This window comes from Rhodoferax sp. GW821-FHT02C08 (assembly GCF_059421805.1).
The window spans coordinates 46,782-68,340 of record NZ_JBWKVR010000007.1; the positions used below are offsets into that span (position 1 = coordinate 46,782).

A 21,559-nucleotide genomic window follows, 5' to 3' on the forward strand; every position below is an offset into this window, starting at 1 on the left:
ACTGCTACTTCTTGCGTTCCAGCCCTTGGGCAAAAGCCTTCAAGGTTTGCAAAGGCACCTCGCCCACCACGGTCAACCACCACGCGCCTATGCGACGCGTCAGAGACTGGGTGGCCCCCATGGCCAACACACCCTCCTTGACGTGGCGCTGTGCATCAAAGGGTTCCACGAACAGGGACACCGATGCCAATCCGTCCGAAAAGACCCATTGCAAAGTACTTTCGGCGGCACTGGCCGGTGCGCCCGCGACAGAGCGGCGGAAGCAGCTCATGGATTTAAAGCCCGGCACCGTATTTTTCAAGACCCAACCCTCTGACAAGGCTGTGGTTTTGAGCATGGAACTGGTCTCCACACGGTAGCCTGCTGTATTGGCCATCATCTGGCCCAGCTTTTCCATCTTTATCGGTGCATCCAGCTGCAACTCAGAGAACGCAGCCTGCTCCAGCACCTTGCCGTCCGCGTCCAGTGTCTGCAGCTTGACGACCAGGCCTGTCTTCTTCTCGCTCCAGATCCGGTAACCATAGCGCAGCGTGTCTTTAGGACTCAGCAACACCATATCGGCATCAAAACCGGCCACACGCTCGCTGCCATCCTGCTTGGCGCCGTAAAACTCCGCTATCGCAGAATCGCCGGTTTGCAGCAGATGCGGAAATAGTCCCAAGGACTCGCGCTTTTCCGCGTAAGCAAGTTTGCTCTCGGGCAACAGCGTCAACACCTGGTCGTTGCGGCGAAAGGTGGTGCGCGGAGGCCCGGTCAAGGATTCCACGCGTTCCATTTGCTGCTCGCCGTCACACACATGCCAGATACGTGCACTGGACAGACTGCCCGTGCCAGAGGACACCACGAATGTCCCCGAATAGGCGCGCTTGCGTGACGCCTCGTGCATACGCATCAGCCATTCGTTGACCGTGCGCTCACTGCCGGCCGTCTCTGCCGGCGCCGCCGCTACGTTGGGAGTCTGCCCGCCGCCCGCCCACGACAGGCCGCCCAAGGCACAGGCCGCCGCCAACACTACTTTCCTGCAGATCCTCACTTGCATGTCCCTGGTTTCCCGTCAACAGCCCTTAACGGGCCGGACTTTCAAAGGTCGCATTGCGTAAAAAACCGGCCGGCATCTGCAACGCCGAGGTTCCGCCAAATTGCTTGTGTTCAGCCATCAACTCGTCCAGACGGGCATCGCGCAGCATGACCTGGGGAGCGCCATCCGCCAAGGTCACAGCTTGCTGCACCTGGGTAGAGGTCTGGCTCTGGGCATCCGCCTGCGCCAACTGGGGTCCCGCGGGCGCAGCACCAGAACCACTGAGCACACCCCAACTGACCGCCACAACCGCCACCACGGATGCCAGGCCGGCCACCAGCTTCCAGCCAAAGAAACGCTCGTTGCTGGCCTCTTTGGGAGTTGTAGCCTCAGCATATAAATGGGCCTCTGCGCCCGCTTTATATGCGTCGATAGCTATCAAATTCGCAGCACTCACAGTGGACGTCAGTGCAGGCTCCAGGGCCAGGCGGCTTTGGAACCGGGCCAGAAACGCCTGGTCATCGGAACAGAACGCCAAGTCGCCCGAGCGCAGCACATCGCCCACCACATGGTAGGCATGCCAGGTTGCTTGCGCGTTTGCGTCTTGCTCCACCCGTTCGACAGCCTGTGCAAAAGCCGCGCCGCGCAGCTGACCATCGGCCAGTGCCGACAGTGCGTCCTGGGGATTGTTCGCGTGTTCCGTGCCCATTTGCATCACCTTGTTTCCTGTTAGCGCATCTTCAAAATCGTGCTTCACTTACCAACGCTTGCCGGACTGGTTTTCCAGCAAGGGTTTGACCCGTGCCGAAATCGCCTCACGGGCCCGGAATATGCGCGAACGCACCGTGCCTATCGGGCACTGCATCATTTCGGCAATGTCCTCATAGCTCATGCCTTCAATCTCGCGCAAAGTCACGGCTTGCCGCAAATCCGCCGGCAAGGCATCCATGGCCTCGTTCACCGCCGAGGAAATCTGCTTGGCGGCCAGCACCGTATCCGGGGTGTCTGGACTGGTTGGTTCGTTTTCCCGGTAGTAAGTTTCATCGTCGTTGTCAGAAGGACGCATAGCCGCTTCGGACACCGTGGGATCGCGCTTGAAGTCCATCAAGGTCTTCTTGGCGGTATTGATAGCAATGCGGTACAGCCAGGTATAGAACTGCGCATCGCCGCGGAATTTGGGCAGCGCACGGTAGGCGCGGATGAATGTTTCCTGGGCAATGTCTTCCACCAAGTCCACATCCCGCACCATCCGGCCTATCAGGCGCTGGATGCGACGCTGGTATTTCATGACCAACAGGCCATAAGCCTTCTGGTCGCCCGCTACAGTGCGCTCCACCAGCATCAGGTCGCTATCGGTAGCCGTGGGGGGTGTCGTCAAAATAGGCGGTGGAAGTGAAGTCATGGTTCAGACCCGAACACAGCCGACGCATCGGCTTTTGGTCTGGCGGGCGAATATACAGCACGGCGCAGGCCATGCCAGCGTTCTGGATGCTGGGCATGTGCCACCCAACACCACAAAGATCGACCCGACTGGGGGCGCAGCTGCAGCAGCACATGCCGCTGCAAGTCCAATCTACAAGCCACCGCGACAGCCATTGGCTCACCGGTAGCGGCCCAGAACCACTGCTGCCCATCCCAGCGAAGGACTCCTACCGGCATCTGGCGCCAGCCCCGCACAGCCGCCGCCCCGACGCCGAGAACAGCCGCCAAAGCAAGATACTGCCGCCAGCCCAAAGCACCTACCTGCCAGCACCAGCCCAATACCGTGGCCAAGCCCAACAGCCACAAACTGAGTGTCAGCCAGCCCTGGATACGAGAACGCCCCACCGGATAGCTCACCGATGGGGCGTTGTGCATGAAGCAGCGGAAGTCAGATCGGCTATCGCGTCAGGATTGACGGGCTTAGACGCGCTTGAAAACCAAGCTGCCGTTGGTGCCGCCAAACCCGAAATTATTCTTAACCGCCACGTCAATCTGCATATCGCGTGCAGTGTTGGCGCAGTAGTCCAGATCACACTCTGGATCCTGGTTGAAAATATTGATGGTCGGCGGGCTCTTCTGGTTGTGCAAGGCCAGCACGGTAAACACGCTTTCAATACCGCCAGCGCCACCGAGCAAGTGTCCGGTCATGGACTTGGTGGAATTCACCACCAACTTCTTGGCATGGTCACCAAAGGCCAGCTTGATGGCATTGGTTTCGTTCGCATCGCCCAGGGGCGTAGAGGTGCCATGGGCATTCAGATAGTGCACCTGGTCCACATTCACACCCGCGTTCTTCAAAGCCATCTGCATGGAGCGGCGTGGACCGTCCACGTTCGGAGCGGTCATATGGAACCCATCGCCACTCATGCCGAAGCCGACGATTTCAGCGTAGATCTTGGCGCCGCGGGCCTTGGCGTACTCGTACTCTTCGAGCACCATCACGCCGGCACCCTCACCTAGCACAAAGCCATCACGGTCTTTGTCCCAGGGACGGGAAGCAGTGGCGGGGTCATCGTTGCGCGTACTCAGGGCACGCGCTGCGGCAAAGCCACCCAGGCCCAAAGGCGATATAGCTGCTTCAGAGCCGCCTGCAACCATCACGTCGCAATCACCGTACTCAATCATCCGCGCTGACTGCCCTATGGCATGCAGACCGGTGGTACAGGCCGTTGCAACAGCGATATTGGGGCCTTTGAAACCAAATTTGATGGAAACATGGCCCGAAATCATGTTGACGATAGAAGCCGGAATGAAAAACGGCGAGATGCGGCGAGCACCTCGGTTGGTCAATTCGGTATGCGTCTGCTCAATCATGGGCAGACCGCCAATGCCTGAGCCGATATTGCAGCCTATGCGGGCCGCCTGCTCTTCCGTCAACGCGTCACCCGTGCTCAACCCCGCGTCGGCCACGGCTTCCATAGCCGCAGCAATGCCGAGATGGATAAAGCGGTCCATATGGCGCGCTTCCTTCTCGGGAATCAGGCTAGTGATATCAAAACCCTTGACCTCTCCGGCAAATTTGCAGGAGAAGGGGCTGGCATCAAATGCGCGGATCATGTCGATGCCTGACTGGCCGGCCAGCAAGGCCGACCACGAATCAGCCACCGTGTTACCCACGGGACTTATGCATCCTAAACCTGTGACAACGACGCGACGACGGGACATAAATTAAAGAGGTCTGGTTAACAGCAAAAGAGTTGCACAGTGCGCTATCGCGAACTGGGCAGACAGCGAGAAACGGGGGATGTACACCGCGCATTCCCGGTCTGTGTGCAACACACGGGCCATGTGCAGCCTGATTTAGGCTTTTTGGTGGCTGGTTGCGTAGTCGATCGCGTTTTGCACCGTGGTGATTTTTTCCGCGTCTTCGTCCGGGATCTCGATGCCGAACTCGTCTTCCAGTGCCATCACCAGTTCCACGGTGTCCAGGGAGTCGGCACCCAGGTCAGCCACAAAAGACTTTTCGCTGGTCACTTGTGCTTCTTCAACGCCAAGTTGTTCGGCAATAATTTTTTTAACGCGTGCTTCGATATCGCTCATAGTTCCCTCTGAGTGTTGTAAAAGAATCCGTGATTTTAGCCGGGCTGCTGAAGATCCCCTGCCCAGGCTACCGTACGGATAGAACGGTTGGATTTGGTCGTATGCGGCAGAGGCAGCTTACATGTACATGCCGCCGTTGACGTGCAGCTCCTGCCCCGTCACATAGCTGGCCTGTGGCGATGCCAGATAGGCCACAGCGTGCGCCACGTCCGCAGGTGCACCCAGATGGCCCAGCGGAATCTGGCCCAGCAGGGCAGCTTGTTGTTCGGGCGGCAGGCTGGCGGTCATATCGGTCTGGATGAAACCGGGCGCCACGCAATTCACGGTGATGCCACGCGAGCCCAGCTCACGGGCCAGGGCACGGGTCATGCCGGCCACACCTGCCTTGGCGGCCGCGTAGTTGGCCTGACCAGGGTTGCCCGAAGCACCCACCACCGATGTGATGCTGATGATGCGTCCGTAGCGCTGTTTCATCATGGTCCGCATCACGGCGCGGCTCATGCGAAATACAGCCTTGAGATTGGTGTCCAGCACCGCATCCCAGTCGTCATCTTTCATGCGCATCGCCAGGGTGTCGCGGGTGATGCCGGCATTGTTGACCAGCACCTGCAAGCCGCCATATTCCTTGGCAATGGCATCCACCACGGCGGCCACTTCATCCGCGTCGTTGACGTCCAGCTTCTTGCCGGCGCTGCCGGGAAAGGCTGCCAACGCCTGGCCGATGGCAGCAGCACCGGCTTCGCTGGTGGCTGTACCAATGACCTTCAGGCCGCGTTGGGCCAACTCCAGGGCGATGGACGCGCCAATACCGCGCGAAGCGCCGGTCACCAGGGCCACCTGGCCCGCAAATTCCACAGCGCTCATGCAGCGGCTCCCAAAACAGTGGATTGGACCTCAGCCAGGCTGGCCGGGTCGAACAGGGGCAGACCCGTCAGGCTGCCATCAATGCGTTTGACCATGCCGGCCAGTACCTTGCCCGGCCCGCACTCCACCAGGGTGGAGACACCGCGCGCCTGGATGGCGGCGACGCACTCGACCCAGCGCACCGGACCAAAGGCCTGGCGCACCAGGGCGTCGCGAATACGGTCTGCATCGGTTTCAACCGACACATCAATATTGTTGACCACCGGAATCTGGGGCGCAGCAAACGCCGTGGTCGCCAGCTTCTCACGCAGCCTGTCGGCGGCAGGCCGCATCAGGCTGGAATGGAACGGCGCCGACACCGGCAAAGGCAGAGCGCGCTTGGCACCATTGGCCTTGAGCATTTCACAGGCTTTTTCAACCGCAGCCTTGCTACCCGCGATCACGGTCTGACCGGGATCATTGAAGTTCACAGCCTCCACCACTTCGGCAGCAAATTCTGAGCCCAAAGCACGTGTAGCGCTGGTAGCTTCTGAGCAGCCAGCTATTACTTTCGCAGCATCCATACCCAAAATTGCCGCCATAGCCCCCATGCCCACGGGCACGGCATCCTGCATGGCCTGGGCACGAAAACGCACCAGAGGTGCAGCCTGGGCCAGCGTCAGCACGCCAGAGGCAACCAAGGCGGAATATTCACCCAGGGAATGGCCAGCCACCACGGATGGTGCAGCACCGGTCTCGGCCATCCATACCCGGTAGGCGGCCACGCCAGCCACCAGCATGACGGGCTGGGTATTGGTGGTCAGGGCCAGGGCCTCTTTCGGGCCTTGCTGGATCAGCTGGGCGATGTCTTCACCCAAAGCATCGGATGCTTCTTGCAGGGTTTGCGCCACTACGGGGTGGGCACCCCAGGCGTCCAGCATGCCCACGGACTGGGAGCCCTGGCCCGGAAATACAAATGCAAAATTGTTCATAGAGTTACCTATCAAAACTGCCTGTAGTGCAAATAGCACCAGCGCAAGCAGCTATAGATTTAAGAGCACCGCACCCCAGGTGAAACCGCCACCCACGCCTTCCAGCATGAGGGTGTCACCCTTTTTGATCTTGCCGCTGCGCACGCCGTCATCCAAAGCCAACGGAATCGACGCAGCCGAGGTATTGCCATGCTGGTCCACGGTGACGATCACCTTGTCCATCGACAGCTTCAGGCGCTTGGCGGTGCCTTGCATGATGCGGATATTCGCCTGGTGCGGAATCAGCCAATCGATATCAGCTTCGGTCTTGCCGGCCTTGACCAGGGTGGCACGTGCGGCTTCCTCCAGAACACCCACGGCCAGTTTGAACACAGCAGGGCCATCCATCTTGAGCATGGCATGGCCGGCCACTACGCCACCCGACACCTGGCCGGGCACGCACAAAATACCCACATGCTTACCATCGGCGTGCAGATCGCTAGCCAGGATGCCCGGCGTTTCAGAGGCCTCCAGCACCACAGCGCCTGCGCCGTCGCCAAACAGCACGCAGGTCGTGCGGTCCGAGAAATCCAGAATACGGGAAAACACCTCGGCGCCCACTACCAGGGCCTTGCGGGCTGTGCCGGTTCGGATCATGGCGTCGGCCACAGTCAGCGCATAAACAAAACCGCTGCACACCGCCTGCACGTCAAATGCCGGACAGCCGGCGATACCCAGCTTGTTTTGCAGAATGCAAGCAGCCGATGGAAAGACCATGTCGGGCGTGGAGGTAGCCACAACGATCAGATCGATATCCTTGGCCTCCAGGCCAGCGGCTTCGAGTGCCCGACGGGCTGCGTGCAGGGCGAGATCACTGGTAAAGACATCGGCGTCCGCAAAGTGGCGCGCCCGGATGCCGGTGCGTTCCACAATCCAATCGTCAGAAGTTTCTACGCCTTGGCTTGCCAACTCGGCGACGAGGTCGGCATTGGTCAAACGGCGGGGGGGCAGGTAGCTACCAGTGCCGGTAATACGGGAATAGGTTCTCGTCATGCGCTCATGGGTGCGGCGGCTTCCAGCACAGGCGCTACAGCCACCACCAAAAGCGGTGCTGCGTGCGCGATACGTGCCTGGACCCGGTCCAACAGGTTGTTTCGGGCTGCATCATACGCCCGGTTCAAGGCCTGTTCGAAAGCAAACGCATCCGCTGAACCATGGCTCTTGAACACCAATCCACGCAAGCCCAGCAAGGCCGCACCGTTGTAGCGCCGGTGATCCATACGTTTTTTAAGCGCCGATAGAACCGGATTCGCCAAAATTGCCGTGAATTTAGTAAAGATACCGCGGGAGAACTCGGCACGCAAAAAACCGACAATCATTGCAGCCAGACCCTCGCTGGTTTTCAGCGCCACATTGCCGACAAAGCCGTCGCAGACCACGATATCGGTGGTACCCACAAAGATATCGTTACCTTCCACGTTGCCGTAGAAGTTCAGATCACCCGAACTGGCAGCCGCGCGCAGCAGTTCACCGGTCCGCTTAATGGTTTCATTGCCCTTGATGGCTTCTTCACCAATGTTCAGCAGACCTACCGACGGGTTGGGATTGTCACTGAGGACCGAGACCAGGGCCGAGCCCATGACAGCAAACTGCAGCAGATGCTCGGCCTGGCAGTCCACGTTGGCGCCCAGGTCCAGCACCGTGGTGGCGCCGCCCTTGGCATTGGGGATTTGCCCGGCAATCGCCGGACGGTCAATACCGTCCAGAGTCTTCAACAGGTAGCGTGCAATCGCCATCAGCGCGCCGGTATTGCCCGCAGACACGGCAGCCTGGGCATCACCCTGCTTGACCTGGGCAATCGCCACCCGCATGGACGAGTCTTTTTTCTTACGCAGCGCGATTTCGATGGGATCGTCCATGCCCACCACCTCGCTGGCCGCCACCAGGCTTGCCCGCGGATGGCTGAAACCCGCCAGCCGGTCGGGCAGACCGACCAACAATAGCTTGGCTTCGGGATGTTTATCCAGAAATTGGCGACACGCAGGCAATGTCACGCCTGGTCCGTGGTCGCCACCCATGCAATCAACAGCCAGAGTGATCATGCCGAACCCGTGCCGCCTGCAGCGGTGAAATCAAAAGAGACAAACATCAAGACAAAGGCCCGAAGCTACGGGTTACGTAGCGCCGGGCCTTGTATTTAAAGCGCAGATCAGGCTTCGGATTTATTCTTCAGCACCTGGCGACCACGGTAGAAACCATTGGGGCTGATGTGGTGACGCAGATGGGTTTCGCCAGTGGTGGGCTCCACAGCGATACCAGGCACGTTCAGTGCGTTGTGCGAACGGTGCATACCGCGCTTGGAAGGGGACTTTTTGTTTTGTTGGACGGCCATGGTCGGCTCCTGGTAAATGCGTTTAAATCTAAACGCTTAAATAAGATTACAAACACGAAAACGGAAGGAGGCGCGAAACAGTCAAAACCGAGGCACCCTCGGCCGTCCATAAAGATGGATCAAAATGGCCCATACGAGACTCATCCGAACCACCAAAGCACATAGGCTTTTTCGCGCGAAGCCTTAGATTATAGCCCAAGCCAGCATATAGACACCAGCGATCAATCGGAGCCGCCCTTGCGCAACTGGGCCAAGGCGGCAAACGGCTTGGGCTTTTCAGCCAGCGCGGCCTCAAATTCTGGGTCCACCACCTCCAGCTTCACCGCCACCGGACACACCTCGTGGCGCGGCACCAGGGGGATCTCCATCAGCAGCTCGTCCTCGATCAGATTGGCCAGATCGAACTCCTGGTCCAGCGCCAGCACGTCTTCTTCGGACTCGTCATCCAGAGCTGCGGCGGTTTCCTCGTCGGCCACGAAACGAAACGAGCGGTCCACCGCCAATGGCACTTCCACCGGCGTCAGGCAGCGCTGGCAGGTCAGGGGCAGACAGGTGTCGGCTTGCACATGCAGCCAGATTTCAGGCGCCTCACCGGGTACCGGGCGGGCTTCGCCCTGTATGCTCCAGTTCACCATTAAATCAGACTCTAGCGCAGATACTTCCTGCGCAAGACGCTCGTATTTTTGTAGCGAATCCTGGGCTGTGCGCGATCCCGCAGCTTGCGCAAACGCGCGTACATCAAAGGGAGTGGCGGAGTTCTCGGTTTTCATGGTGTGCAGTGTAAGAGAATCCCGCCATGCATTCTTCTTCACCCTCCTCCTCCTCGCGCAGCTTGGTGCTGGGCTCGACCTCGCGCTACCGGCAGGAGCTGCTGCAGCGCCTGCGCATTCCCTTTGAGGTATCGGCACCCGATGTCGATGAAACCCCCCGCCCGGGCGAAGCCCCGCGCGACTTGGCGCTGCGCCTGTCACTGGACAAGGCGCGGGCCGTGGCCGCGCGCTTTCCGCAGGCAGTGGTCATAGGCTCCGACCAGGTCGCCGACCTTGACGGCCAGCCCCTGGGCAAACCGGGCAACCATATGCGGGCCGTGGCGCAATTGCGACAAATGCGCGGCCAGACCGTGGTGTTCCAGACCGCCGTGTCGGTGGTTTGCCTGGAAACCGGCTTTGAGCAAACCGCCCTCGCTCCGGTGCGAGTGCAGTTCCGCCTGCTGGACGATGCAGAAATCGAAGCCTACCTTCTGGCCGAACAGCCCTACGACTGCGCCGGCAGCGCCAAAAGCGAGGGCCTGGGCATCAGTTTGCTGGACGCCATCGACAGCGACGATCCGACCGCGCTGATTGGCTTGCCGCTGATCCGCACCTGCCGCTTGCTGCGCGCAGCCGGAGTTCGCCTGCTATGACGCCAGGCAAGCTCTATCTGGTGCCAGCGCCGCTGGACTTTGGCTGCAAAACGCAAACGCCGCTGGACGAGGTCATGCCCGCCGGCACGTTGCGTGTGGCCGCAGGCCTGCAGCACTGGGTCTGCGAAAACGCCAAGACCACCCGTGCCTATTTGAAACGAGTGGATGCAATCTACCCTCTGGCCCAGCCCATCCAGGCCCTGCAGATCCAAGAATTGCCGCGCGAAGTCCATAAGAAAGGCGACCACCAGGCCGGTTTTGATGCCAAGCCCTTGCTGGCTGCGGCATCGCAAGGATTTGACATCGGACTGGTCAGCGAAGCAGGCATGCCCGCGGTGGCCGACCCGGGTTCGTCTGTGGTCCGCGCCGCCCACGAGCTCGGCATGGAGGTAGTACCACTGGTAGGGCCGGTATCGCTGCTGCTGGCCCTGGCTGCCAGCGGCTTGAACGGACAGAACTTTGCATTTGTCGGCTATGTGCCCCAGGCAGAGCCGGAGCGTAGCCAGCGGATACGTGAGTTGGAGGCCTTGGCGCTGAAAACCGGGCAAACCCAGATTTTCATAGAAACCCCTTATCGCAACACGCAATTGCTGCAGGGGCTGCTACAAACTTTGCAGCACAACACGCGGCTGGCGGTCAGCAGCGGCCTGACCCTGGAACAGGGCCGCACGCTGAGCGATACGGTCAAAGGCTGGCGCCAAAAAAACACGGCGGGCCTGGTACCAGACCAGCCCGCCGTATTTGCCATCGGACGCTGAAGCCGTTCAGCGCAGAGTTGGCAGGCCCTTCAAGGCTCTCACCGAGCCCTCGCCCAAGGCGGCACCAAAGCGCTTGGCCAAGCGCTCGGCCACGTTGTCGCGGCGGGTGTAGTCCACCAGCTCTTCGGCCTTGACCACTTCGCGCGCCACATAGTCCAGGTTGCCGAGGTGGTCGGCCAGACCCATTTCCACCGCCTGCTGGCCGGTCCAGAACAGGCCACTGAAGGTTTCGGGAGTTTCTTTCAGGCGGTTACCACGGCCGGCTTTCACCGCGCCAATGAACTGGGCGTGGATCTGGTCCAGCATGCTCTGGGCAAATGCGCGCTGCTTTTCGGTTTGCGGGCTGAACGGGTCCATGAAGCCCTTGTTTTCACCGGCGGTCATCAGGCGGCGCTCTACGCCCAGTTTGTCCATCAGGCCGGTGAAACCGAAACCATCCATCAGCACGCCAATGCTGCCGACGATGCTGGCCTTGTCCACGTAAATATCATCGGCAGCCACGGCGATGTAATAAGCGGCCGAGGCACAGGTTTCCTCCACCACGGCGTACACCGGCTTCTTGTACTTTTCTTTCAGGCGGCGGATTTCATCGTTGATGATGCCTGCCTGCACCGGGCTACCGCCGGGCGAATTGATCAATAGCACCACGGCCTGCGCGCCTTCGTCTTCAAAGGCGCTGCGCATGGCGGCCACCACGAACTCGGCACTGGCATCGGCCCCGGCGGCAATCTCACCCTTGATCTCTACTACCGCGGTGTGAGCGGTGGTCTTATCCGGGGTAGGCGCAGCACGGTCCAGGCCAATCCAGACCATCGCAATCAGAAACACCAGCCAGGCCAGACGCACGAAATTGCGCCAACGGCGGGCGGTTTTTTGCTCGGCCAGGGAAGCAAATGCCAGCTTCTCCAGGGTGGCGCGCTCCCATCCAGACGCGTCCGCAGAGCGTTCACGCGGCGCGGGCGGTGTATCGGGTCCACCGGGGAGATTCGGGTCGGTCATATTCAAAATTCAACAGTTTGTAATTGGGGGGCAGTATGCCAGTGCACCTTGCCATCGGCTTCTGAAAGGGCAATCTTCACCAGACCACCTCGACACGGACCGCCCATGCAATCACCTGTGGCAGGCTGGTAAGCCGCGCCATGGGTGGCACACAGCAACCACCGGCCGGAGTCGTCGAAGATCCGGTTGGGCTGGTAATCCAGCTCCATGGGCACGTGGGTACAGCGGTTCAGATAGGCATGGACTTCGCCCTCAAAACGCACGGCAAAAGCACGGCAAGCTTGCCCCAGGTAAACAACATCAAAAGGTACGGCATCGCCGCCCTCGACCAAGTCGGTGCTATCGCACAAGAGAATGGCTTGCATGGAAATCCGCCCGTGGAAATCAGCCGTTGGCGCGCAACCAGTCGTGCAGCTCGGCCACGGAATGTGCAATGACCAAGGGGCTGAGGGCTGAAAACCCGTCCACCGCATGGGCGCCATAGCTGACGGCCACACTGGCGCAGCCAGCATTCAGCGCCAGCTGCAAATCGTGCGTGGTGTCACCGATCATCAGCGTGCGCTCCGGCGCCACACCAAACTCGCGCATCAGCTCATGCAGCATGCGGGGATGCGGCTTGCCCTGGGTTTCATCGGCGGTACGTGAACCATCGAACATACCCACCAGCTCCACCGATTGCAAAGCCTCGTCCAGCCCCCGGCGCGATTTGCCGGTGGCCACGGCCAGAGTGTGCTGGCGCGCCTTCAGCTCGGTCAGCATAGGCAGCACGCCGGCAAACAGCGTGATGTCGTGCTGGTGCTGCAGGTAGTGGTGGCGGTAGCGCGCACCCAGCTCGGCGTGCTTGGAAGCCGGTACATCGGGCGCAGCATGGGCCAGGGCGGGCATCAAGGCCATGCCGATCACATAGGCGGCAGCGGTATCACTGGGCACGGTGCCGCCCACATCCCTCACCGCTTCCTGGATGCTGCGCGTGATGATGGCGGTGGAATCGAACAGTGTTCCATCCCAGTCAAACGCTATCAAATCAAAGCGTCTAACGGCCATACATGTCTTCGAAGCGCACGATGTCGTCCTCGCCCAGATAGCTGCCGGACTGCACTTCGATCATTTCCAGCTCGACCCGGCCCGGGTTTTCCAGGCGGTGGGTGGTGCCCAGCGGGATGTAGGTGGATTCGTTTTCGGTCACCAGGAAGCTGTCTTCGCCGCGCGTGACCTTGGCGGTCCCGGACACCACGATCCAATGCTCGGCGCGGTGGTGGTGCATCTGCAACGACAAGATGCCGCCCGGCTTGACCACGATGCGCTTGACCTGGAAACGCTTGCCCATGTCCACGCTGTCGTACCAACCCCAGGGGCGGTAGACCTTGCGGTGCAGCTGGCCTTCGGAGCGGCCTGTTTTCTTCAGGCTCTCAACAATCTTCTTCACGTCCTGGGTCTTGTCCTTGTGGGCCACCAAAATGGCGTCGGCGGTTTCCACCACCACCACGTTCTCAATGCCCACGCAGGCAATCAGCCGGCCTTCGGACAGGGCCAGGGTATTGCGGCAATCCTGCAGCAGCACATCGCCCTGGGCCACATTGCCCTGGTCGTCCTTGGGCAGAACCTGCCACAAGGCATCCCATGCACCCACATCCGACCAGCCGGCAGCCAGCGGGATCACCACACCTGGGGGCAAGCCGGCCTGACCCGAAGCAATGCGCTCCATCACCGCGTAGTCGATGGAGTCGCTGGGGCAGGCGCTGAACAAGTCCTTGCCCACGCGCACAAATTCGCCGTCGGTCTTGCCCGCGTCCCAGGCACTCTGGCAGGCGGCCAGAATGTCGGCGCGGCAAACCGCCATGGCCGCCAGCCAGACGGATGCCTTGACCATGAACAGGCCGCTGTTCCAGGAATAGGTACCGGCATCCAGATAGCTCTGCGCAGTGGCCAGATCGGGCTTCTCTACGAAGCGCGAAATCACCGCAGCGCCGCCAGCACCAAAGGGCGCACCGGCCTGGATATAGCCATAGCCGGTTTCAGGGCTGTCCGGCGTGATGCCGAAGGTGACGATGGCACCATCGGCCGCCAGCGCCGCACCTTGGCGCACCACAGCCTGGAAAGCGGGCTTGTTCACGATCACATGGTCGGCCGGCATGACCAACAGCACTGGATCGGCACCGTCGCGCTGGGCAGCCAGGGCCGCCAGTGTCAGCGCGGGTGCAGTATTGCGCCCGGTGGGTTCGAGCACGATGCTGCCGGGCTGGCCCATCAGGCGCAGCTGCTCGGCGATCACGAAACGGTATTCCTCGTTGCACACCACCATGGGCGCAGCAAGCGTGCCGGTACCCAGGCCTTCAACACGGCGGACCGTGGCCTGCAGCAGCGAATCCTCCCCCACCAGGGACAGCAACTGCTTGGGATATTTTTCGCGGGACAGCGGCCACAGGCGCGTGCCTGAGCCGCCGGACAGCACGACGGGTTGGATCAACATTTAAAACTCCCTGGAAATAAACAAACCATGGCGCCGCAATGGCGCCTTGATTTGATTATTGCAGAGCAACCTGCATGCCACCGAGGCCGTTTAGCCCGTATTGCGTAAGGCGGCGGCAATCCCGTTGATGGAAATATGGATACCGGTTTGCACCCGCTCGTCACCCTGGCCCGCGCGATAACGGCGCACCAGCTCGACCTGCAAATGGTGCAGCGGATCGATGTAGGGGAAGCGGTGGCGGATCGAACGCTGCAGGGCTGCATTGCCCGACAGGCGCTGCTTTTCACCGGTGATCTGTGCCAGGGCACCGGCCGTGCGGTGCCATTCGGACTCGATGCTGGCGAAGATACGCTTGCGCATGCGCGCATCGCTGACCATCTCCGCATAGCGCGAGGCCAGGGCCAGGTCGCTCTTGGCCAGAACCATGTCCATATTGCTCAGCAGCGTACGGAAGAAAGGCCATTGGCGGTACATTTTTTGTAGCACGCCCAGCGCATCCTTCTTGCCTGCCGCGCCGTTTTCATTCAAAAACGCTTCCACGGCAGAACCAAAACCGTACCAGCCCGGCAGCGTCAGGCGGCATTGGCCCCAGCTGAAGCCCCAGGGAATCGCCCGCAAATCCTCGATCTTCTGGCTGGCCTTGCGCGAGGCCGGGCGAGAGCCAATATTGAGCTCGGCGATCTCGCGGATCGGAGTTGAATCAAAGAAGTAAGAGGTGAAACCAGGGGTTTCATAGACCAGATTGCGGTAGGCCGCCATGCTGGTTTCGGACAACTTGGCGGCTGCCTTCAGAAAGGCCGGAGTGGCCGACTTGGTAGGCTGCAGCAGGGTCGCTTCCAAAGTGGCGGCCACCAGGGTTTCCAGATTACGCCGACCGATTTCGGGGTTCGCGTATTTGGAGCCAATTACCTCGCCCTGCTCGGTCAGGCGGATCTGGCCGCGTACCGTACCGGGTGGCTGGGCCAGGATGGCCTGGTAGCTCGGACCGCCGCCACGCCCCACCGTGCCACCACGGCCGTGGAACATGCGCAGGGTGATGTTGTGGCTATTGGCCAATTGGTCGAACAGCTCCACCAGAGCGATCTCGGCGCGATACAGCTCCCAGTTGCTGGTGAAGATGCCTCCGTCCTTGTTGCTGTCCGAGTAGCCAAGCATGATGTCCTGCTCGGCACCGCTGCGCTGCACCAACTCGGCCACGCCGGGCAAGGCATAGAACTCGCGCATGATGGGCGCGGCATTGCGCAGGTCTTCAATGGTCTCGAACAGCGGCACGACGATCAGGTCCACCGTGGCCTTGGCATCCAGCGTGCCGTGCATCAAGCCAACTTCCTTTTGCAGCAACAGCACTTCCAGCAGGTCGCTGACCGTTTCGGTGTGGCTGATGATGTAGTGGCGTATGGCCTGCACGCCAAAGCGGGCGCGGCTGGCGCGGGCCATTTCGAAAATCGCGATTTCCTTGCAGGCATGCTCGGAATACTGGGCGCCAACCACCCGCAGCGGCCGCGCGTCGTTCAGCAGACCCAGCAGCAACGTGCGCTTTGCCGCCTCGTCCAGGGCCGAATAACCCGACTCGATACGCGCCACCGCCAGCAGCTCGGCCACCACTTCCTCGTGCTTATCCGAACTCTGGCGCAAGTCCACGGTGGCCAGATGGAAGCCAAACACCTCCACCGCACGGATCAGCGGGTGCAGACGCTGCGCAGCCAGGGGTGCGCCATGGTTGGCCAGCAAAGAGGCTTCGATGGTGCGCAGGTCGGCCAAAAAGTCTTCGGCCAACAGATAAGCGTTTTGCGGTGCCACGGCGTGGCGGGCCGCCTCGCCGCCGGTCAAGTCCTTCAAGGTGGCCGCTAAACGGGCATACATGCCGGTCAGGGCCAGGCGGTAGGGCTCGTCCTGGCGGTGCACATTGGTGTCGGGCGAACTTTTGGCCAGGGCCCGCAGCTCGGGCGACATGGTGACAAGGCTGCCGGACTGGGACAGCTCGCCGCCCAGGTAATGCACCTCGGTCAGGTAATGGCGCAGTGCGACCTCGGACTGGCGGCGCAGCGCGTAGTCCAGCGTTTGTGCGCTGACATTGGGGTTGCCATCGCGGTCGCCACCAATCCATTGGCCCATGCGCAGAAAGCTATGCACCGGGTGGCTACCCAGGGCCGCTTCCAGCTCGGCATACAGCTTGGGAATTTCGCGCAGAAAAGTGGACTCGTAGTAGCTGAGGGCGTTTTCCACCTCGTCGGCCACGGTCAGCTTGGACATGCGCAGCAAGCGGGTCTGCCACAGCTGCGTGACACGGGCACGCAGCTGGACTTCATTCAGGGCCAGCTCGCGCGGCGCCAGGGCATCCTTGGCATTGGCGACCATGCGTTCGCGGGTTTCATCGCGCACCGTCAGCAACTTGGCGATGTCGCGCTCGGCATCCAGAATGCTTTTGCGCTGGACTTCGGTGGGGTGGGCGGTCAGCACCGGGGCCACATAGCTATTGGCCAAGGTCTGCGCTATTGTTTTAGGAGCTATCCCCGCCCAACGCAAGCGCGCCAAAGCCACTTCTATGCTGCCTTCCTGGGTGTCGCCCGCACGCTCGTGCACGGCACGGCGGCGGATATGGTGGCGGTCTTCGGCCAGATTCGCCAGGTGGCTGAAATAGGTGAAGGCGCGGATCACGCTGACCGTCTGGTCGCCAGTCAGGCCTTTGAGCAGCTTCTTCAGGGCCTTGTCGGCCTCGGTATCGGCATCGCGACGAAAAGCCACCGACAGCTTACGCACCTGCTCGATCAATTCGTAGGCGGCAACGCCTTCCTGCTCGCGGATCACATCGCCCAGAATGCGGCCCAACAGCCGAATATCCTCCACCAAGGGGCGTTCATTGTCTTTGTCCCGGCTGGCCGAACGCGTCACTGGCGTGGGGCTGGGTGGGGTGCGCTTGGCGGCGCTGGCGGGGGAGGAATCTGCCGAGGTCATGCGTGGACTTTCGAGTGGTGCAGTAAAAGAACGAGGGGGATACGCGGGCAGGCCCCATGCTAGCATCGACCTCCCCTGGAAACGACGCCAATCGCCTCCAAAAATTACCAACAGGTTACCGGTTTGAGCCACTCCCCTACTTCCCCCCTGCACATCGTCATCGCTACACGTGAAAGCCGCCTGGCTTTGTGGCAGGCGGAACACGTCAAAGCCCTGCTGGAACAACGCGGCCACCAGGTCAGCCTGCTGGGTATGACCACCCGGGGCGACCAGATCCTGGACCGTTCGCTGAGCAAGGTCGGCGGCAAAGGCCTGTTCGTCAAGGAGCTGGAGATCGCCCTGGAAGAAGGCCGCGCCGACATCGCCGTGCATTCACTCAAAGACGTGCCCATGGAGCTGCCCACCGGCTTCTGCCTGGCTTGCGTGCTGGAACGCGAAGACCCCAGCGACGCCCTGGTATCCCCCCGCTACACCAGCCTGGACGAAGTACCGCAGGGCGGCGTGGTGGGCACTTCCAGCCTGCGCCGCACCGTACTGCTGCGCGCGCTGCGCCCCGATCTGCGGATCGAGCCCCTGCGTGGCAACCTGGACACCCGACTGCGCAAGCTCGACGAAGGCCAGTTCGACGCCATCGTGCTGGCCAGTGCCGGCCTGGTACGCCTGGGCCTGGCCGAACGCATACGCCAACGCTTTGCGCCCGGCACCATGCTTCCCGCCGCCGGCCAAGGCGCCCTGGGCATCGAGATTCGGGCCGACCGCAACGACCTACTGGCCGCCTTGGCGCCGCTGGCCCATATGCCCACCTGGCAGGCCGTAGCGGCAGAGCGCGCCGTCAGCCGCAGCCTGGGTGGCAGCTGCTCCATGCCGCTGGCAGCATTTGCCACCTGGCAGGGCACTGAGCTGCACATTGCCGCCGCCTGGGGCGACGCCGAACGGCCTGCACCGCTGGTTACCAGCGAGTTACAAGCCCCTGTGAACGATCTGGCCAGTGCCACCGCCCTGGGTGAACAGGTCGCGGCCCAGCTACGCGCCGGCGGCGCACATTGAGGCGGCCTACGGAACCGCTGCCCCGCGTCATCGTTACCCGGCCCGCGCAGGACGCGCAGCGCTGGGTGCGCGATCTACAAGCCCACGGCCTGCAGGCCGACGCACTGCCACTGATCGAGATCGCCGCCGCCACCCAGCTGCAGCCGGTACACACGGCCTGGAAAGAGTTGGCCAGCTACCAAGCCGCCATGTTTGTGAGCGCCAATGCAGTGCGCCATTTTTATGCATCCAACAAGGCTCTAGCGCAGATAGAACCAGTGCCGCCAGCTATTAAAACAAGAGCATGGGCCACGGGCCCGGGAACCGTCAACGCCTTGCGCCAGGCGGGCCTGGCCCTCCACCAGATCGATGCACCGGATGCGTCGGCCAGCCAGTTCGACTCCGAAGCCCTGTGGCAGGTCGTGGCGCCCAGTGTGCATGCGGGCAGCCGGGTGCTGGTCGTGCGCGGCAGCGACCATACCGGGGAAAGTGCAGGCCGCAGCTGGCTCAGCGAGCAATTGGCAGCCGCTGGCGCGCAGGTCGATACCGTGGTGGCCTATGAGCGGCGGGCACCAGACTTCAGCCCCGCACAGATCGCACTGGCACAGCAGGCCTGCGGCGATGGCTCGGTATGGCTGTTCAGCAGCTCCGAGGCCGTAACCCATCTGCAAGCCCTGCTGCCGCCCGCCTGTTTTGGTACGGCGCGCGCACTGGCCACCCACCCCCGTATCGCCCAGGCAGCGCGCCAGGCGGGCTTTGCCACGGTAGAGGAAACCAGTCCGACATTGAATGCCATAGTGGCCTCGATAGAATCGCAGGCATGAATGCCGAGCTGCCCTCAGAACCCATCCCTGTAACCGCCGCTCCCACTGCGCCGGCCCCCGCCAAAGGTTCGCGCGCCCTCGTGCTGATCGTGGGTGGCGTAGCCCTCGGGGCCTTGCTGAGCAGCGGCCTGCTATGGCAGAAGCTGGTCAACATCCAGGAACACCTGGCCCGCCAAAGCGCGGACGCTGGCACCCAGTCCCTAGAGGCCCGTACCATTGCCCGCCAGGCCCAGGATCTGGCCCGTGAAACCGCCGCCCACCAGGCTGTCACCGACGCCCGCGTCAGCGAAACCAGTCTGCAGCGCAGCCAGCTGGAAGACTTGATGCAGAGCCTGTCGCGTTCACGCGACGAGAACCTGGTGGTGGACATTGAATCCGCCGTGCGCCTGGCCCAGCAGCAGGCCCAACTGACCGGCAGCACCGAACCCCTGCTAGCCGCCCTGAAAACCGCCGACGACCGCGTCTCGCGCGCCGCCCATCCACGCCTGGCCCCCTTGCAGCGCGCCATCGCCCATGACACGGAACGCATCAAATCCGCCAACACCACCGACACACCCGGCCTGCTGGTGAAGCTGGACGAACTGGTACGCCAGGTAGATGAGCTGCCCGCCATCAACGCCGTCGCCACCAGCAGTCCGGTCAGCAGTACCGCCCAAGCCGCAGATCCTGCCGCTACGCAGTGGTGGCAGCGCTGGCTGAATGTGGTCTACCAGGAAGCCCGCAAGCTGGTGCGCGTCAGCCGAATCGAGCAGCCAGAAGCCGCCCTGCTATCGCCCGAGCAAACCTTTTTCCTGCGCGAGAACCTCAAGCTCAAGCTGCTGAATGCCCGCTTGGGCCTGCTGGCCCGGCAGATGGAGTCGGCCCGCGCCGATCTGGCCGCCGCCAATATGGCACTGAACAAATATTTCGACCCGGCATCGCGCAAAACCCAGTCCATGGCCGGCCTGTTGCAACAGGTGCAAGGCCAGATGAAAACCGCCGAACTGCCCCAGGTCAATGAAACCTTGGCGGCCCTGGCCACCGCAGCGGCAGGGCACTGAGCATGCGCGCAATCATCTGGCTGCTGACCCTGTTTGCGGTGGCCGTGGCCATCGCCCTGCTGGCAGGTAATAACCAGGGCACGGTGACCGTGTACTGGCCGCCGTACCGGGTAGACATATCACTGAACCTACTGCTGCTATTGATCGCGGCCAGCTTTACCGTGCTGCATCTGGCCCTGAAGGCACTGTCCGCGCTGTTCGCCATGCCCCAACAGGCCCAACGCTGGCGTTTGCAACAACGCGAACGTGCCACCCATACCGCCCTGCTGGACGCTTTCTCGCACATGCTCGCCGGCCGCTTTCTGCGCGCCCGCAAGGCCGCCGAAGCCGCGCTGCGCCAGGAAAAAGCCCTGCTGGACAGTGGCCACGCCCTGGCCCATGCCGAAAAACTGCGCGCCCTGTCCCACCTGGTCACCGCCGAAAGTGCCCAGGCGCTGCAAGACGCTTCCACCCGCGACAAGCATCTGCAACTGGCACTGGAGAACACAGCCCACCGCGACGCCCAAGAAACCCGCGAAGGCGTGCAACTGCGCGCAGCCCGCTGGGCACTGGAAGACCGTGACGCCGATGCCGCGCTGCAATGGCTGGATGCCCTGTCACTGGGCGCCGCGCGCCGCACCCTGGCCCTGCGCATCCGGCTCAAGGCCGCGCGCCTGGCCCGCCAAACCCTGCCGGCACTGGAAACCGCCCGCTTGCTGGCCAAGCACCGCGCCTTCTCAGCATCAGCGGCACAAAGCATTCTGCGTGGCCTGGCACTGGAGCTGGTGAATGCCGCCCACGACCCAGCCCAGTTGCAGCGCGCCTGGGCCCAGCTGGAAACCACAGAGCAGCTGATACCCGACGTTGCCGTGCATGCCGCCCAGCGCCTGGTGCAACTGCAAGGCGACGTAGGCCTGGCCCGGCAGTGGTTGCTGCCCATCTGGGAGCAGTTCATCGCCCAGCCCGAGCAAACGCACAGCCACGCCATCAAACTAATACGCGCCATCGAAAGCGGATTCTCGCAAGTGGACAGCGCGCTGGATCTAGGCTGGCTGAATCGCGTGGAAGCCGCGCAGCAGCACAACCCACGCGACCCGAATCTACAGTACCTGGCAGGCATGGCCTGCCTGCGCCACCAGCTTTGGGGCAAGGCCCAGCAACTGTTGAACCAGTCCATCCACAAGCTGGACGATGCCGGCCTGCGCCGCAGTGCCTGGCGCGCCATGGCCGTACTCGCCGAACAACGCGGCGACAGCAGCGCCGCACAAGACGCCTACCGGCAGGCGGCTACGCTGTAACAGCCGCCTGATGAGGGGCAGACCCGGCCCCTCACCCCTTTCACACATATCCGACCGACAAC

At 62.0% G+C, this 21,559-nt stretch carries 22 protein-coding genes; 6 read left to right on the plus strand and 16 right to left on the minus strand.

Annotation, left to right across the window (positions count from 1 at the left end; all coding sequences use genetic code 11):
• Window positions 1-4: 4 nt before the first annotated feature.
• The 11 genes from AC07VY_RS10715 to AC07VY_RS10765 form a co-directional block, all read right to left on the minus strand.
• Complete coding sequence (locus AC07VY_RS10715; protein WP_495097508.1) at window positions 5-1,039, minus strand: MucB/RseB C-terminal domain-containing protein; 1,035 nt, start codon at window positions 1,037-1,039, stop codon at window positions 5-7.
• Between the two features lie 25 nt (window positions 1,040-1,064).
• Window positions 1,065-1,733, minus strand: coding sequence for a sigma-E factor negative regulatory protein (locus AC07VY_RS10720; RefSeq protein WP_495075393.1), 669 nt, complete (start codon window positions 1,731-1,733; stop codon window positions 1,065-1,067).
• A 42-nt stretch (window positions 1,734-1,775) separates the two neighbouring features.
• Window positions 1,776-2,420: an RNA polymerase sigma factor RpoE gene (gene rpoE / locus AC07VY_RS10725; RefSeq protein WP_495075392.1), complete on the minus strand. Its 645-nt coding sequence runs from the start codon at window positions 2,418-2,420 to the stop codon at window positions 1,776-1,778.
• A 500-nt stretch (window positions 2,421-2,920) separates the two neighbouring features.
• Window positions 2,921-4,165: a beta-ketoacyl-ACP synthase II gene (gene fabF / locus AC07VY_RS10730; protein ID WP_495097507.1), complete on the minus strand. Its 1,245-nt coding sequence runs from the start codon at window positions 4,163-4,165 to the stop codon at window positions 2,921-2,923.
• Window positions 4,166-4,300: 135 nt separating this feature from the next.
• Entirely contained in the window at window positions 4,301-4,540 is a 240-nt protein-coding gene (gene acpP / locus AC07VY_RS10735) for an acyl carrier protein (RefSeq protein ID WP_490592454.1), read from the minus strand.
• A 117-nt stretch (window positions 4,541-4,657) separates the two neighbouring features.
• On the minus strand, window positions 4,658-5,404 hold the full coding sequence (gene fabG, locus AC07VY_RS10740) for a 3-oxoacyl-ACP reductase FabG (RefSeq protein WP_495097506.1): 747 nt from the start codon (window positions 5,402-5,404) through the stop codon (window positions 4,658-4,660).
• A complete protein-coding gene (gene fabD / locus AC07VY_RS10745; protein ID WP_495097505.1) occupies window positions 5,401-6,375 on the minus strand; it encodes an ACP S-malonyltransferase in 975 nt (324 codons plus the stop codon). The genes fabG and fabD overlap by 4 nt, the downstream gene beginning before the upstream one ends.
• A 51-nt stretch (window positions 6,376-6,426) precedes the next feature.
• A complete protein-coding gene (locus tag AC07VY_RS10750) occupies window positions 6,427-7,407 on the minus strand; it encodes a beta-ketoacyl-ACP synthase III (RefSeq protein WP_495097504.1) in 981 nt (326 codons plus the stop codon).
• The gene (plsX, locus tag AC07VY_RS10755; protein WP_495075387.1) at window positions 7,404-8,456 is read right to left on the minus strand and encodes a phosphate acyltransferase PlsX; all 1,053 of its coding nucleotides are present in this window, start codon (window positions 8,454-8,456) and stop codon (window positions 7,404-7,406) included. Before plsX ends, AC07VY_RS10750 begins: the two co-directional genes overlap by 4 nt.
• A gap of 107 nt (window positions 8,457-8,563) precedes the next feature.
• Window positions 8,564-8,746 carry a 50S ribosomal protein L32 gene (gene rpmF, locus AC07VY_RS10760; protein ID WP_005794249.1) on the minus strand — a complete coding sequence of 61 codons (183 nt, stop codon included), beginning with the start codon at window positions 8,744-8,746 and terminating at the stop codon, window positions 8,564-8,566.
• Between the two features lie 221 nt (window positions 8,747-8,967).
• Window positions 8,968-9,516: a YceD family protein gene (locus AC07VY_RS10765; RefSeq protein ID WP_495097503.1), complete on the minus strand. Its 549-nt coding sequence runs from the start codon at window positions 9,514-9,516 to the stop codon at window positions 8,968-8,970.
• Between the two features lie 26 nt (window positions 9,517-9,542).
• On the opposite strand from AC07VY_RS10765, the gene AC07VY_RS10770 reads away from it, so the two are divergent.
• Window positions 9,543-10,148 (plus strand): Maf family nucleotide pyrophosphatase, encoded by a 606-nt coding sequence (locus tag AC07VY_RS10770; RefSeq protein WP_495075385.1) that lies wholly within the window; start codon window positions 9,543-9,545, stop codon window positions 10,146-10,148.
• The gene (locus AC07VY_RS10775) at window positions 10,145-10,906 is read left to right on the plus strand and encodes an SAM-dependent methyltransferase (protein ID WP_495075384.1); all 762 of its coding nucleotides are present in this window, start codon (window positions 10,145-10,147) and stop codon (window positions 10,904-10,906) included. Before AC07VY_RS10770 ends, AC07VY_RS10775 begins: the two co-directional genes overlap by 4 nt.
• Window positions 10,907-10,912: 6 nt before the next feature.
• Here the strand turns inward: AC07VY_RS10775 and AC07VY_RS10780 are convergent, their stop codons facing one another.
• The 5 genes from AC07VY_RS10780 to ppc form a co-directional block, all read right to left on the minus strand.
• Window positions 10,913-11,905, minus strand: coding sequence for a S49 family peptidase (locus AC07VY_RS10780; protein ID WP_495097502.1), 993 nt, complete (start codon window positions 11,903-11,905; stop codon window positions 10,913-10,915).
• Between the two features lie 2 nt (window positions 11,906-11,907).
• Window positions 11,908-12,270: a Rieske (2Fe-2S) protein gene (locus AC07VY_RS10785; protein ID WP_495097501.1), complete on the minus strand. Its 363-nt coding sequence runs from the start codon at window positions 12,268-12,270 to the stop codon at window positions 11,908-11,910.
• Window positions 12,271-12,289: 19 nt separating this feature from the next.
• A complete protein-coding gene (locus tag AC07VY_RS10790) occupies window positions 12,290-12,949 on the minus strand; it encodes an HAD family hydrolase (protein WP_495075381.1) in 660 nt (219 codons plus the stop codon).
• Window positions 12,939-14,375 carry a mannose-1-phosphate guanylyltransferase/mannose-6-phosphate isomerase gene (locus tag AC07VY_RS10795; protein WP_495097500.1) on the minus strand — a complete coding sequence of 479 codons (1,437 nt, stop codon included), beginning with the start codon at window positions 14,373-14,375 and terminating at the stop codon, window positions 12,939-12,941. Before AC07VY_RS10795 ends, AC07VY_RS10790 begins: the two co-directional genes overlap by 11 nt.
• 90 nt (window positions 14,376-14,465) lie before the next feature.
• Window positions 14,466-17,330 carry a phosphoenolpyruvate carboxylase gene (gene ppc, locus AC07VY_RS10800; RefSeq protein ID WP_495097499.1) on the minus strand — a complete coding sequence of 955 codons (2,865 nt, stop codon included), beginning with the start codon at window positions 17,328-17,330 and terminating at the stop codon, window positions 14,466-14,468.
• A gap of 123 nt (window positions 17,331-17,453) precedes the next feature.
• On the opposite strand from ppc, the gene hemC reads away from it, so the two are divergent.
• Genes hemC through AC07VY_RS10820 form a run of 4 tightly spaced genes read left to right on the plus strand, consistent with a single transcriptional unit; the run spans window position 17,454 to window position 21,497 of the window.
• Window positions 17,454-18,377, plus strand: a complete 924-nt coding sequence (gene hemC / locus AC07VY_RS10805) for a hydroxymethylbilane synthase (protein ID WP_495097498.1) — start codon at window positions 17,454-17,456, stop codon at window positions 18,375-18,377.
• Entirely contained in the window at window positions 18,374-19,180 is an 807-nt protein-coding gene (locus tag AC07VY_RS10810) for a uroporphyrinogen-III synthase (protein WP_495097497.1), read from the plus strand. Before hemC ends, AC07VY_RS10810 begins: the two co-directional genes overlap by 4 nt.
• On the plus strand, window positions 19,177-20,220 hold the full coding sequence (locus AC07VY_RS10815; RefSeq protein WP_495097496.1) for a uroporphyrinogen-III C-methyltransferase: 1,044 nt from the start codon (window positions 19,177-19,179) through the stop codon (window positions 20,218-20,220). The genes AC07VY_RS10810 and AC07VY_RS10815 overlap by 4 nt, the downstream gene beginning before the upstream one ends.
• 2 nt (window positions 20,221-20,222) lie before the next feature.
• Window positions 20,223-21,497, plus strand: coding sequence for a heme biosynthesis HemY N-terminal domain-containing protein (locus AC07VY_RS10820; protein ID WP_495097495.1), 1,275 nt, complete (start codon window positions 20,223-20,225; stop codon window positions 21,495-21,497).
• Window positions 21,498-21,559 lie beyond the last annotated feature (62 nt).

Excerpts from the sequence above, each read along its gene's own strand:
- fabD (WP_495097505.1), bottom strand. The coding sequence starts at position 6,375 with ATGAACAATTTTGCATTTGTATTTCCGGGCCAGGGCTCCCAGTCCGTG.
- AC07VY_RS10770 (WP_495075385.1), top strand. The coding sequence starts at position 9,543 with ATGCATTCTTCTTCACCCTCCTCCTCCTCGCGCAGCTTGGTGCTGGGC.
- fabF (WP_495097507.1), bottom strand. The coding sequence starts at position 4,165 with ATGTCCCGTCGTCGCGTCGTTGTCACAGGTTTAGGATGCATAAGTCCC.
- AC07VY_RS10785 (WP_495097501.1), bottom strand. The coding sequence starts at position 12,270 with ATGCAAGCCATTCTCTTGTGCGATAGCACCGACTTGGTCGAGGGCGGC.
- AC07VY_RS10795 (WP_495097500.1), bottom strand. The coding sequence starts at position 14,375 with ATGTTGATCCAACCCGTCGTGCTGTCCGGCGGCTCAGGCACGCGCCTG.
- plsX (WP_495075387.1), bottom strand. The coding sequence starts at position 8,456 with ATGATCACTCTGGCTGTTGATTGCATGGGTGGCGACCACGGACCAGGC.
- acpP (WP_490592454.1), bottom strand. The coding sequence starts at position 4,540 with ATGAGCGATATCGAAGCACGCGTTAAAAAAATTATTGCCGAACAACTT.
- rpoE (WP_495075392.1), bottom strand. The coding sequence starts at position 2,420 with ATGACTTCACTTCCACCGCCTATTTTGACGACACCCCCCACGGCTACC.
- AC07VY_RS10815 (WP_495097496.1), top strand. The coding sequence starts at position 19,177 with ATGAATGCCGAGCTGCCCTCAGAACCCATCCCTGTAACCGCCGCTCCC.
- AC07VY_RS10820 (WP_495097495.1), top strand. The coding sequence starts at position 20,223 with ATGCGCGCAATCATCTGGCTGCTGACCCTGTTTGCGGTGGCCGTGGCC.
- AC07VY_RS10750 (WP_495097504.1), bottom strand. The coding sequence starts at position 7,407 with ATGACGAGAACCTATTCCCGTATTACCGGCACTGGTAGCTACCTGCCC.
- ppc (WP_495097499.1), bottom strand. The coding sequence starts at position 17,330 with ATGACCTCGGCAGATTCCTCCCCCGCCAGCGCCGCCAAGCGCACCCCA.
- AC07VY_RS10720 (WP_495075393.1), bottom strand. The coding sequence starts at position 1,733 with ATGCAAATGGGCACGGAACACGCGAACAATCCCCAGGACGCACTGTCG.
- AC07VY_RS10775 (WP_495075384.1), top strand. The coding sequence starts at position 10,145 with ATGACGCCAGGCAAGCTCTATCTGGTGCCAGCGCCGCTGGACTTTGGC.
- AC07VY_RS10765 (WP_495097503.1), bottom strand. The coding sequence starts at position 9,516 with ATGAAAACCGAGAACTCCGCCACTCCCTTTGATGTACGCGCGTTTGCG.
- fabG (WP_495097506.1), bottom strand. The coding sequence starts at position 5,404 with ATGAGCGCTGTGGAATTTGCGGGCCAGGTGGCCCTGGTGACCGGCGCT.
- AC07VY_RS10790 (WP_495075381.1), bottom strand. The coding sequence starts at position 12,949 with ATGGCCGTTAGACGCTTTGATTTGATAGCGTTTGACTGGGATGGAACA.
- AC07VY_RS10780 (WP_495097502.1), bottom strand. The coding sequence starts at position 11,905 with ATGACCGACCCGAATCTCCCCGGTGGACCCGATACACCGCCCGCGCCG.
- rpmF (WP_005794249.1), bottom strand. The coding sequence starts at position 8,746 with ATGGCCGTCCAACAAAACAAAAAGTCCCCTTCCAAGCGCGGTATGCAC.
- AC07VY_RS10715 (WP_495097508.1), bottom strand. The coding sequence starts at position 1,039 with ATGCAAGTGAGGATCTGCAGGAAAGTAGTGTTGGCGGCGGCCTGTGCC.